The 13,052-nt window shown below is 45.4% G+C and carries 10 protein-coding genes; all 10 read right to left on the bottom strand.

The window, feature by feature from the left end:
* Positions 1–24: 24 nt before the first annotated feature.
* The 10 genes from ssnA to nifJ all read right to left on the bottom strand — a co-directional run bounded on the left by ssnA (position 25) and on the right by nifJ (position 12,797).
* The gene (ssnA, locus tag NSA57_RS06995; RefSeq protein WP_147599576.1) at positions 25–1,362 is read right to left on the bottom strand and encodes a putative aminohydrolase SsnA; all 1,338 of its coding nucleotides are present in this window, start codon (positions 1,360–1,362) and stop codon (positions 25–27) included.
* 275 nt (positions 1,363–1,637) lie between these two features.
* Entirely contained in the window at positions 1,638–2,228 is a 591-nt protein-coding gene (locus NSA57_RS06990; RefSeq protein WP_147599575.1) for a histidine phosphatase family protein, read from the bottom strand.
* On the bottom strand, positions 2,221–2,601 hold the full coding sequence (locus NSA57_RS06985) for a bifunctional adenosylcobinamide kinase/adenosylcobinamide-phosphate guanylyltransferase (protein WP_257464406.1): 381 nt from the start codon (positions 2,599–2,601) through the stop codon (positions 2,221–2,223). The genes NSA57_RS06990 and NSA57_RS06985 overlap by 8 nt, the downstream gene beginning before the upstream one ends.
* 19 nt (positions 2,602–2,620) lie before the next feature.
* The gene (gene cobS / locus NSA57_RS06980) at positions 2,621–3,394 is read right to left on the bottom strand and encodes an adenosylcobinamide-GDP ribazoletransferase (protein WP_257464405.1); all 774 of its coding nucleotides are present in this window, start codon (positions 3,392–3,394) and stop codon (positions 2,621–2,623) included.
* Positions 3,369–3,920, bottom strand: a complete 552-nt coding sequence (locus NSA57_RS06975; protein WP_147599572.1) for a bifunctional adenosylcobinamide kinase/adenosylcobinamide-phosphate guanylyltransferase — start codon at positions 3,918–3,920, stop codon at positions 3,369–3,371. Before NSA57_RS06975 ends, cobS begins: the two co-directional genes overlap by 26 nt.
* Entirely contained in the window at positions 3,921–4,973 is a 1,053-nt protein-coding gene (gene cobT, locus NSA57_RS06970) for a nicotinate-nucleotide--dimethylbenzimidazole phosphoribosyltransferase (RefSeq protein ID WP_173752451.1), read from the bottom strand.
* An 18-nt stretch (positions 4,974–4,991) separates the two neighbouring features.
* Positions 4,992–5,417, bottom strand: coding sequence for a GtrA family protein (locus NSA57_RS06965; protein ID WP_022067922.1), 426 nt, complete (start codon positions 5,415–5,417; stop codon positions 4,992–4,994).
* 47 nt (positions 5,418–5,464) lie between these two features.
* Entirely contained in the window at positions 5,465–6,424 is a 960-nt protein-coding gene (locus NSA57_RS06960) for a glycosyltransferase family 2 protein (protein WP_257464404.1), read from the bottom strand.
* Complete coding sequence (locus NSA57_RS06955; protein WP_257464403.1) at positions 6,421–9,198, bottom strand: YfhO family protein; 2,778 nt, start codon at positions 9,196–9,198, stop codon at positions 6,421–6,423. Before NSA57_RS06955 ends, NSA57_RS06960 begins: the two co-directional genes overlap by 4 nt.
* A 59-nt stretch (positions 9,199–9,257) precedes the next feature.
* Positions 9,258–12,797, bottom strand: a complete 3,540-nt coding sequence (gene nifJ / locus NSA57_RS06950) for a pyruvate:ferredoxin (flavodoxin) oxidoreductase (RefSeq protein WP_147599569.1) — start codon at positions 12,795–12,797, stop codon at positions 9,258–9,260.
* Positions 12,798–13,052 lie beyond the last annotated feature (255 nt).

The following is a 13,052-nucleotide window of genomic DNA, read 5'->3' as shown; positions in this document are numbered from 1 at the left end:
ATCCGGTTTCTCCGGTCATTTTTCTTATTTTCCGAAATTGATATCATCTGCAAGCTCTTTTGCGGACTGACGGCAGTCTGCCATGATCTTTGCCTCGTCGCACACAAGAACTTCACGATCCTTCATCAGAACCTCCCCGTTACATACTGTAGTCTGAACCATGCTTCCGTTTACGCCGAACAGAAGATGTCCGTTGGTGTTGTCTGCGCGCATTGGCGTCAGAGGATCATATCCGATCACGATCACATCTGCTGCGGCTCCCGGCTTGAGAACGCCAAGCTCTTTTTTAAAGTAACGGTTGGCAATTTTTGCATTTCCCTCAAAAAGCATCTGCGGAACCTCGCCCCATGCTGCGTTAGGGTCACAGAGATGATGTTTGTGAAGAACGTTTGCCACTTTCCAGGACTCCATCATATCATGAGTATATCCGTCTGTTCCAAGTCCCGTAACGATTCCCTTGTGTACCAGAGCCATGGTAGGAGGGCATCCGCAGGCATTGCCCATGTTAGATTCCGGATTATGTACTACCATAGTATCTGTATCTTTAATGAGATCCATCTCATGTTCATTAATATAAATGCAGTGACCCAGAAGAGTTTTCGGTCCCAGAATATTCCAGTCATAAAGACGGTCAACAATACGCTTGCCATGCTCCTTTAAACACTGATGAAGATCATAGATCCCCTCTGCAACATGGATGTGATAGCCGACGCCCTCCGGCTTAAGCTCATTGCACAGCTCCATTGTCTCATCAGAGATGGTAAAGGATGCATGCATACCCATCATTCCGGCGATCATATCGCTGTCATCTGCAAGAGCATGTTTGATAAAGTTTACGTTTTCCATAACAGATTCTCTGGATTTTTCCATTCCGTCACGGTCTGAGATCTCATAGCAGAGACAGGTACGGATTCCAAGATCTTTTGCCGCTTCCTCAATGGCATTTAAGGAACCTGTAATATGTCCGAAGCTTGCATGATGATCAAAAACAGTTGTCACACCGTTTTTTATAGAATCAATATAAGTAGCATAAGCGGAAAGCTTTGTCTGTTCCAGAGTCAGATGACGGTCAATGGTCCACCACTGTCCGTCCAGGATATCCAGAAATCCCTGAGGATTGTATCCTTTAATACTCAGTCCTCTGGCAAAGGAGCTGTAAATATGTTCATGGGCATTGATAAACGCAGGCATGATCACTCCGCCCTTTGCATCAATAAACTCTGCATCCGGATAAGCTTTTTTTACTTCTTCTGTTCCGCCTGCCATAACGATGGTGCTTCCGTCCATTGCCACTGCACCGTTTTCATAAAAGGTATTGGACGCATCTCGTGTAATCATTCTTCCATTTCCAACAATCTTCATATTAAATCCTCCCTGTCTTGTAAAAATCTCCCAACTGTATACAAATTTCATCCTGTCATTTTAGGAATTTTATACTATTAATGTATCACACTTTTTCCTGTATTTCAATAGTAAATCTAAAAAACATTTTTTTATTCTAAAAATTTTTGTATATCAAGTATTGTCCGCTTTCCGGGTCAATACAGAATTATATTCCAGGAGTTTCTCTGCAATAAAAAAACTGTTCCGGCAGATATTCCGCATATTTTTCATGGAATATTTTGCCGCAACAGTTTTTATAATTCATTTATTAATTCCAGGACTTTTCTGTTCCGGTTCCACAAAACCGGATCTGCCTTCACCTGATATCCGCATCCGTTTTTTACATGCCAGTCATAAAAGCTTCGCCCTGGATATCCGTAAGCCTCCATAATGTTCATAATGGTTCCCCCGTGAACCACTACTGCCGCCCTGCTGATGTGACTGCGGAAACAGGCACTTACAACCCTCTGGAACCCTTCCAGAGTACGTTTCTGAAATTCTTCTCTGCTTTCTCCATTTGGAAAAGGCAGAATCCCACCGCTGTCTACCCAGGCCTGATAATCCGGATTTCCGGATAATTCCAGATAGTTTTTGTTCTCAAAGTCCCCAAAGTCACACTCTGCAAGCTGGTCTATGATCCTCAGCCTTTTTTCCGGAAACAGGATCTCTGCTGTTTCCCTGCACCGCACAAGAGGACTTACGAATACAGCTTCCGGCTCCGGATAGAAAAATTCCTTCAGCTTCTCTTTGCCCTCTTCACACAGAAGTTCGTCTGTTTTTCCAATATACCTCTGATAACGGTTCCCTTCTGTCATTCCGTGACGGATCAGCCATATCTCAGTCATGTTTGATCACCGTACCGATACCGCAGACCACTCTGGTTACTTTTCTGCTGAAGGAAGCAAGCTTCGTACATGTTCTTCCCACAACCTCCCGGTAAGCTCTCTGAAAAGCGTCAACAGGAACCACTCCGTATCCAACCTCATCTGACACCAGAATTACCTCCGGGTTTTTCCGGATCAGCTCTTCTGCCAGAGCTTCCACGGAGCTTCCTTGTTCCATTTCTTTTTTTATAAATTCATGAAAGCCCACAACGCCCCTGGCGGAAAAAAGTTCTTCTCTGGAGATTTCGTTTCCCTTTACCCAGGAAATTCCCGGATACATTTTTTCTGCAAAAGCTGCCTTTCCCTGAAAGGCGCCTCCAATTACCATTTCCATACTCATCCTTCTCCTTTACCTATATAAGAATCACTGACAGCGCCGCTGTCACCAGCACTATTGCCAGCTCACAGAGACAGAGAAACCAACCGGAAAGATCCCCTGTAGTTCCGCCGAAATACTTCATTGCCATATATCTGTAATATGCAAAAACTCCTGCTGCCGCAAAAAAAGCCGCTGTTCCCATAACAGGCTCTGTCCGGATCATAAGCGCTGCAAGAATGATCAGATAACAGATCAGAGTGTTTCGTACCGGAACGTCCTCGGATTTTTTTGAAAATTCTGCAACCGTTCCATCCTCTCTGGCCTTTGGAAGAGTGATCACACCCAGTCCGGAAAAACATCTGGATACCATAAATCCAAAAGCAACGATCATCATAGCCTGTCTGTCAAAGCAGATCTCGCTGTACGCGCCAAGCCAGCAGAGAAAATAAACGCCTGCCGTGATCACTGCAAAGGCTCCCGCATTGGAATCCTTCAGTATTTCCAGCCGTCTTTTTCGTTCCTGCCAGGAGCTTAAAGCGTCTGCAGTATCCAGAAGTCCGTCCACATGGATCCCTCCTGTAATCAGAACAGGAAGCACTGTCAGAGCCACAGAAAGAAAGGTTACGTTAAATCCCAGATAATTGGCAAGCCATGCGGCCCCAAGAGAAACGGCTCCGATCACTGCGCCGATAAAAGGAAAAAAACAGAACATGTACTTCATGTTTTCCTTTGTCCATTCTGCCTGGGGCACCGGTATTTTGGAGAACATGGCAAAGGCAATCTTAAAGCTGTTCCACAGACTTTTCATGGAAATCCCCTCCTTTTTTATGATATACAGGAATTCCATAGACAACCTCAACAACCGAATCTGCCATTATTCCCAGACGCTGATTGACCTTTCCAAGGACTTTCTGATAAGCTTCTGTCTCCCCTTCATAAGAAGCAGCCTCGGAAAAAATCTCATTTGTTACAACAATAAGATTTTCTGCCTGTGTTTTCAGATTTCGGATTCCCTTCAGAATTTCTACTTCTGTATTCTCATGAGTGCCGTCCTCACGGAAAAATTCATTTGCCACAAGGTTGGACATACACTCCAGAAGTACTATACACCCTTCCGGAACCTTCACACCGGAAAGTCCCGTATAACATTCCACCGTTTCAAAGCCTTTTCCAAAGCGCATATCCCGATGTCTTTTCACCCGTTTTCTGCTTTCCTCATCAAAGGGATACATGGTGGCAATATATATCCGGGGCATTTCTCCGCAGGCAATCACGCAGTCCTCGGCAAAGGCAGATTTGCCGCTTCCGCTTCCTCCTGTTACCAGAATCATCATTTATACCAGCTCCTCATACTGCTCTACTTTGATCTCCTCAAAGGTACTCATGGATTCATAAACTGCAAGTCCCATATCGATAAACGGAAAAAGAGCCACTGCTCCGCTGCCTTCTCCCAGACACATTTCTCCGTGAAGCACCGCTTCTTTTTCAAGCGCCTCAAGAATCATGGCTGCCGCAGGCTCTCTGGATACATGAGAGGCGATCATATAGTCTTTTGTAAGAGGAGAAATTCTCTGAGCCACAAGAGCAGCCACACAGGAAATAAAACCGTCGATCACAACCGGGATCCGGTAAACGGCTCCTCCCATAAATACGCCTGCCATTCCGGCAATGTCCAGGCCGCCTACCTTTGCCAGAACATCTACCGGATCAGAGGGATCCGGCTCATTAAGCTTTACAGCTCTTTTGATCGCATCAATTTTCCTTTTCAGTCCCTCTCCGGAAAGTCCGGCTCCCCGTCCGGTCATTTCCTCCACCGAACGATTTAAAAGTACAGAAGCCACTGCGCTGCTTGTAGTGGTATTTCCAATTCCCATCTCTCCGGTGGCGATCAGACGATAGCCCTGCTCCTTCAGTCTTCTCACCATCTCAATGCCTGCCTCGATCCCCTGTACTGCTTCCTCATAAGTCATGGCAGGCTCTTTTGTCATGTTCCGGGTTCCCATCATGACCTTCAGATCAGAAGGAACCTTTGTATCTGAAGCCATGCCCACATCAACAGGAAATACATCTGTCCCGCACTGTCTGCACATCACGCAGGCAGAGGTGTCTCCTTTCAGGAAGTTTTCTGCCACAATGGCTGTTACCTCCTGTCCGGTCTGGGTCACACCTTCCTCCACCACTCCGTTATCTGCACACATGGCTACCAGAGCTCTTTTATCCAGACGCACATCCGCGGAACCTGTAATACCCGCGATCTGCATCACGATCTTTTCCATTTTTCCAAGTGAATGAAGGGGCTTTGCTATGCTGTCCCATCTTTTCTGTGCAGCGCAGACCGCTTCCTGATCCACAGGTCTGATCTGCTTTTTTGCTTCTTCTAATGTCATTTTTCCGCCTTCCCTTCTTTATCCTTTTTTTCCTGTTGTAAAAACAAAAAATTTACTGAATATGTAATTAAGAGCCAGTACAATAAACTGCGTGATAAATTTTCCCATCATATCATTCATACGCAGGATCTCCACCAGAAGCCATACGCCTCCCACCTCTATGACCATAGTCACCAGACGGGCGCTGATAAATTTCATAAAAGGCTGAATGTGATCACGCAGAGTCTCGCATTTGTCCTGAAAAACGAACTTTGAATTCACCACATAGGCAAAAAGAATTGCGGCAATGATAGAGATTATATTTGCCACTGTAAGCTGCAGTCCGCATTTTCTCAGAACATAAAAGCTTACAAGGTTTACCAGGGTGGTGCAGCCTCCAAAAAACACATATCTTACCACGTCATTCCCGTACAGCCGGGCAATCATTTTTCTGATCTTTTCCATTGTTTACTCCTGCTTTTTACTGTATGTTTTTCTGTCCGGAAACTGTCTTACACAGAATCATTCCGCGCATTTTCAGATACGTCTTCACTGCCTCTGACGATCCGGGAAATAATATAGCGGGGACGCCGCTTTACTTCCTCATAGATTTTTGCGATATAATACCCGATGATTCCCAGACTGAGCATAATAGCGCTTCCGATCAGAAGAAGAACGATCACAATTGTCGTATAGCCCTCCACTGCATGTCCGGTAAAATACTGGGCAAGAGAGTATACAGCCAGTGCAAGCGAAAACAGGAAGCAGATCCCACCTCCTACAGTCACAAACTGTAAGGGCACTGTTGTAAAGGCCACAATATTCGTAAATGCATATTTGACCAGGGACCAGGCAGACCATTTGGAGACTCCGGCCTCCCGCTCCCGGACCTCAAAGCTCACAGAAATGGTTTTAAATCCTACCCATGAAGAGGTTGCCCTGAAAAACATATTTCTTTCCGGCATGGAAAGAATGCTCTCTGCCGCCCGTCTGTCCATGAGCTTGAAATCAGATGCATTCTGCATATCGACTCCCGTGGCCTTTGACATGATCCCGTAAAAGAATCCCGCGCATTTTTTATGGAGAAATCCTTCTTTTCCTCTGCTGGACTTTACTCCTTCGATCACCTGATATCCCTGTTCCCACAAACGGTACATTTCCACCAGGGTTTCCGGGGGATGCTGAAGATCGCAGTCCATCACCGCTACTGCATCCCCCTTTGCCTGAGCAAGTCCGGCAAATAAAGCAGCTTCTTTCCCGAAGTTTCTGGAAAAGCTCACTCCCAGAATATTGGGATCTTTCTTTCCTGCCTTTTCAATTTCTTCCCAGGTACGGTCTGACGAGCCGTCATTGACCAGTACCAGCTCATAGGAAATCCCTGCATCTGTCAGCACCTCTCCAAGTACGGAGCAGGTTTTTGCAATCATAAGCTCTTCGTTATATGCAGGAAGCACAACCGATAAAACACTCATACCTTTGGTACCTTCTTTTTATTTAATTTCATTCTTACAAATACCAGACAAATGTAACACAGGCCTCCCGCCAAAGTCAAGCAGATGCCGGGCACCAGAAACGGCGTCCTGTATTCAAGCCGGAGTTCATGCTCTCCCTTCGGAAGCTCCAGAGCCATATACATGGTATTGGCCTTTTTAAGCTCTGTTTCCTTTCCGTCCACATAAGCCCGGAAGCCCTTGCTGTACGGTACAGAGATCAGAAGTCCCTTAGGTTCTGAAAGAGAAATATTTCCGGTGATCCTGTTTGTATCCATGCGGATATCTGTCAGAACCTCCTGGTTCAGCTTTTCTGTCTGCTTTGTAATGCGCTCCATAGGCTGACATACGATTTTCAGCTTATCAAACGTATATGCGCCCGGCTTTTCAAACGTAAGGGTAATGGATTGTTTCGCAGCTTTTTCATATCCTGTGTTGCAAAGGAAATTATGTTTTCCGCTGTAAGCATTATACTTGTCTGTAAAGATCCGGATAGTCTTTTCAGGAAACTGACCGCCCACTGTTATTGATGCCTTCTGGCTTTCTTTCCAGTATCTCCAGTGGCTGTCCTCATGAAGAAGCTGATTCTGCTCATAACGGGTCATTTTATTCCATTTCTTTTCACTGACCCTATCCTTCGGAGAAAGGCCGTCATAATCCAGTCCCTCCGCAATCAGATACGTCTCGCTGTTTTCCAGACCGTTAAAGAGAAGCTCCAGCTTTGCCCCTTCTTTTGTAACCTTTATTTTTCCGTCCTTCACTGTACAGCCTTTGCCTTTTCTGATCTCAAAAGGAATTTCCTGATCGTTAAATTCCGGTGTGATTTCAGGAAGAGAACTGTCTTCCAGAACAATTCCCTGAAGAAGCGCCTGCTGTTTTTCCGTAACTGTCATTTTTTCATATTCCTCTCTTGGTATAAAGGAATCATAGGTATACCCCAGAGGAAGAGCCTCTTCACTTCCAAATGCCTCGTATATTTTTCCGTTTTTCTCCGCGCTTCCCTCCAGCCAGTAATATCCATAGGGCATATACTGGTATCGGTTGCTTTTTACAACAAAATATTTCACAGAGGCCAGCCTGTCCAGAATCGTTCTTCCGTCCAGATTTTCATAATGCTGCTCCCAGGGCGTATTCAGATACATTTCATCAAAAAATTCTCCGATACTTCCGCTTGCAACACTGAAATAATAGGAAGTACTGTTTGTTCCCATATGCATGGCGGAATTTTCACAGGAAAGGGCATCCAGCTGGTCATAGCGGTACACAGAATCATCCTCTGTATCCAGAACCGCCAGATCTGTGCCTGATTCCAGGGTTTCCATTGCCTCTCCTCTGTCTGCAAACTCTGACAGATAATCCTTTTCCATGGAATACTGATAATAAATATTAAAAAATATTCCCGCTGCAAGAAGTCCGCTCATCATCAGACAGAGATTTCTTTTTCTTACAAAGATAGATCCGTACAAAAGAATCACTGCAGTGGAACATACCAGAAGAAGCATTGCGGACATGTTTCTCTGAGTGCGGGCCGCCTCCGAAAAGAGAGCTGCTCCGCAGTAAATAAGAAGCATGACAAACACCTTGCGCTTTTCCCGGATATCCAGTCGAAAAAGCTCAGGATAAATTTTTACAAAAATATAGGCAATCAGCATTCCGTAAACCCAGATCCACCGGTTGGACACATAGGAAAAACCATTGAGCACATGCCCGGCAAAGGGTACCAGAAGAAATACATTCAGAAGAAGGAACCCCGCCTTCAGCGCTGTATTTGACTTTTTCTTTGCAAACAGGACAAACACTCCTGTCATAGAGATCGCCGTGTAACCAGCCACTCCCCATTGGATCATATTTTCTCCGATGAGACAGCTTAAATATTTTTCATAGTAAATTCTGTCATAGAAAAGTGGCACATAATTTTCTGCCTGAAAACGTCCTGTGCCAAACACAGGAAGGATCACAGGCAAAAGAATGATCCCAGCCAGAAGAACAGCAATCACAGAATAACCTGCGAAGACTGCCAGCCACTTTCCAATGCATCTGATGGTTCTTTCCGACTTATCTGTAAACACAACAAAGTAGTCAAAGGCAGCATAGAGCACCATAAAAATTCCAAGCATATAAAAGAAGTAGAAATTCGATACTCCTGCCAGCGCCACAGACCAGATAAATACATAGGGCTTTTCTTTCCGGTAAATTTTGTCAATTCCCAAAAGGATCAGAGGAAGATAGATCATTGGATTGGCAAAATACGGATGTTTCATAGCCGCATAGATCGTCCATCCCGCAAATATATAGATCAGAGAGCCCAGAAGGACTGCCTGCTTTGAATTTCTGTGATAAAAACAGTATCTGCTGAATGCAATTCCCGCAAGATAAATTCTCAAAAAGATCAGAAACGCATACAGATATTCTGTTTTTTCCGGCGATACAAACACAGATAAAAGAGTCAGGGGATCGCCGATCACATAGTAATGGAGCGTTGTCAGTATATCAGACCCGTAACCGATATGCATATCCCACATGGGAATTTCAAATTTGTGCTCCACAAAAACAGAATGAAGAATATTTCTCAGATATTCTCCATAATAAGCAAGGGAATTCAGATGCTGGGGCACGCCGTCATGGCTCCAGATCAGTGATTTCCCGTTCAGATAAAACTGCAGATAAAGAATCAGTCCGATAATCCCAAAAGCCAGAGTATAGATCAGATAATAATCTGTTTTCTTTTCTGTTGAAAATCTTTTTTTCATATTCATAAATTAGCTTTCCTTTAAAAAAGCCGCGGTACCTTTGTACCGCGGCCAAAAGTCTGAATTTATTCAGCATCTGCTCCGTAGAGAGTGATGAGTTTGTTCAGATAATCATATCTTTCCTTAGCCTCAGCCTCGTTCTTAGCAAACAGTCTTTCAGCTTTCTCAGGATTCTGACGTTTCAGAGAATTGTAACGAACCTCTCCGTCAAGGAATGCCTGATAGTCATCCATGTTCGGAGCCTTGGAATCCAGAGTAAATTTGTTCTCTGCTGCCGGATTGAAGCGGAAGTTGTGCCAGTATCCGCACTTAACTGCCAGCTCTTCCTCTGTCTGAGCCTTGGACATACCCTTCTTGATACCATGGTTAATACATGGAGCGTATGCAATGATCAGAGACGGTCCCGGATAAGCCTCAGCCTCAGCGATTGCTTTTACAGTCTGGTTGAAGTCAGCGCCCATGGAGATCTGTGCTACATATACATAGCCATAGCTCATAGCGATGGAAGCCATATCTTTCTTCTTCACTTCTTTACCGCCTGCAGCGAACTGAGCGATCGCACCTGTCGGTGTGGATTTGGAAGACTGTCCGCCGGTGTTGGAGTAAACCTCTGTATCGAATACCATAACGTTGATGTCACGTCCGCTTGCGAGAACATGGTCAACACCGCCGAATCCGATATCATAAGCCCATCCGTCACCACCGAAAATCCACTGGGATTTCTTGGAAAGGAAGTCTTTCTGTGCAAGGATTTCCTGAGCTTTTTCACATCCGCATGCTTCCAGAGCTGCTACCAGTTTATCTGTAGCTGTTCCGTTAGTAGCGCCTACGGAGAAGGTGTCAAGCCATTCCTGTCCTGCTGCCTTAACGTCTTCATTTTCAGCGTTTGCAACAAGATCCTCAACTTTTTCTTTCAGGCCGTCACGGATTGCTTTCTGAGCAAGAAGCATACCATAACCGAACTCTGCATTGTCCTCGAACAGAGAGTTGGACCATGCCGGACCCTGTCCTTTTGCATTTACAGTGTAAGGTGTGGACGGTGAGGAGTTACCCCAGATAGAGGAGCATCCTGTAGCGTTTGCAATATACATTCTGTCACCAAAAAGCTGAGTGATCAGTTTTGCGTAAGGTGTCTCACCACAGCCTGCACATGCTCCGGAGAACTCAAGCAGAGGCTGTTTGAACTGGCTTCCCTTAACAGTTGTCTCTTTGAATTTGGCAACAACATCTTCCTTAACCGGAAGCTCTACGCCATAGTCAAAGAATTTCTGAACTCCTGCATTTGCTTCCATGTTTTCCATGGCAAGAGCTTTTGCACCCTTCTTGCCCGGGCAGACATTTGCACAGGAACCGCAGCCTGTACAGTCATAAGCGGAAACAGTAATGGCGAATTTGTAATCTTTCATACCAGTCATCGGCAGAGTAGTCATGCCTTCCGGTGCGTTGGCAGCTTCTTCCTCTGTAAGAGCTACCGGACGGATAACAGCGTGCGGACAAACATATGCACAGCGGTTACACTGGATACAATTTTCCGGCTGCCATACAGGAATGTTCACTGCGATACCACGTTTCTCATATGCGGAGGAACCGGACGGTGTAGTACCGTCTACATAATCCTTGAATGCAGATACAGGCAGGGAGTTACCTTCCTGTGCATTTACTTTGGACTGAATGTTGTTTACGAAATCAACAACATCTTCTCTTCCGTTCTCAGCATGAGTCATATGAAGACCTTCGTCAGCTGCGTCTTTCCAGCTTTCCGGTACCTGGATCTCAACAACCTGCTTAGCGCCGGCATCAATTGCAGCCCAGTTCTTCTGAACGATATCATCACCCTTACGTCCGTAAGTAGCTTTAGCAGCTGCTTTCATAAGGTCGATTGCCTGCTCCTCAGGAATGATTCCTGTAAGTTTGAAGAATGCAGACTGAAGGATTGTGTTGATACGTGTTGGTCCCATGCCGGTCTCAATACCGATCTTCACACCGTCGATGGTGTAGAATTTAATGTCATGGTTAGCGATAAATGCTTTTACCTGTCCCGGAAGGTGTTTCTCAAGTCCTTCCATATCCCACGGGCAGTTCAGAAGGAAGGTTCCTCCGTCTACCAGTTCCTGAACCATGTTGTATTTATTCACATAAGAAGGATTGTGACATGCAACAAAGTCAGCTTTCTTGATCAGGTAAGTAGATTTGATCGGTTTTTTACCGAAGCGAAGGTGAGACATTGTAACACCGCCGGACTTCTTGGAGTCATAATCAAAGTAAGCCTGAGCGTACATGTCTGTGTTGTCACCGATGATCTTAATGGAGTTCTTGTTTGCACCTACAGTACCGTCAGCGCCAAGACCCCAGAATTTACAGTTTGTGGTTCCTTCCGGAGTTGTTACGATCGGAGCGCCTGTTTCCAGGGACAGATTTGTAACATCATCCACAATACCGATTGTGAATTTCTCTTTGGAAGTGTTCTCATATACAGCAACGATCTGTGCCGGTGTTGTATCTTTGGAACCAAGTCCGTAACGTCCGGAGAATACCGGAGTATCTTTGAACTTGGAATCTTTAAGAGCTGCTACAACATCAAGGTACAGAGGCTCGCCAAGAGCACCCGGCTCTTTTGTTCTGTCAAGAACTGTGATCTGTTTTACAGATGCAGGGATTGCATCGATCAGTGCCTGTGCGCAGAATGGTCTGTAAAGACGAACTTTGATCACGCCGACTTTTTTGCCTGCTGCAGCAAGGTAATCGATAGTCTCCTCGATTGTGTCATTTACGGAACCCATAGCAACGATCACGTGATCTGCATCCTCAGCTCCGTAGTAGTTGAACAGTTTGTAGTCTGTTCCGATCTTTTCGTTTACTTTGTCCATGTATTCCTGTACAACTGCCGGAAGAGCATCGTAGTACGGGTTGCATGCTTCTCTTGCCTGGAAGAAGATATCCGGGTTCTGAGCAGAACCTCTCTGGCATGGATGATTCGGGTTCAGAGCGTTTTTACGGAACTCTGCGATCGCATCCATATCAGCCATATCTTTCAGATCTTCATAATCCCATGTTTCGATCTTCTGGATCTCATGAGATGTACGGAAACCGTCAAAGAAGTTGATGAACGGAACTTTTCCTTTGATAGCTGCAAGATGAGCTACCGGTGTAAGGTCCATAACCTCCTGTACAGAAGACTCGCAAAGCATTGCGCAGCCTGTCTGACGGCATGCCATAACGTCAGAATGATCTCCGAAAATGGAAAGTGCGTGAGAAGCAAGTGCACGGGCAGATACGTTGATAACGCCCGGAAGCTGCTCTCCTGCGATCTTGTAAAGGTTCGGGATCATCAGAAGAAGACCCTGAGATGCTGTGTAGGTAGTTGTAAGGGCACCGGCTGCCAGAGATCCGTGAACTGCACCTGCAGCACCAGCCTCGGACTGCATTTCAGTAACCTGTACTTCCTGTCCAAAGATGTTCTTTCTTCCCTGGGTTGCCCACTCGTCTGTAGCTTCAGCCATAACAGATGAAGGGGTGATCGGGTAAATAGCAGCTACATCAGAAAAAGCGTATGATGCATGAGCGGCTGCATGATTACCATCCATGGTTTTCATCTTTCTTGCCATAGTTTTCTTTTCCTCCTTAAAGGTATGATGAAAATTATTTCTAGACTGTTATCCAGTCTAAAATTCCATTTCTGATTATATCATATTCCTGTGATATTGTCCAACCGGATTCTGGATTTTTTTGCATACAACAAAGGAGCGGCTCCTGTCCGCGCCCTTCACAGCAGCCTGGGCAAAATACATTCCTGTTCACCTTCGGTGACAGCATTTTGCCCTTTCCGTGCCATAATACGCGCCTGAAGCAGACCGCTCCCT

Origin of the sequence: Blautia caecimuris, from assembly GCF_024622975.1 — a bacterium.
GTDB lineage: Bacteria > Bacillota > Clostridia > Lachnospirales > Lachnospiraceae > Blautia_A > Blautia_A caecimuris.
Note: the sequence above shows the minus strand (reverse complement) of the source record. Positions and strands in the feature narration are given on the sequence as shown.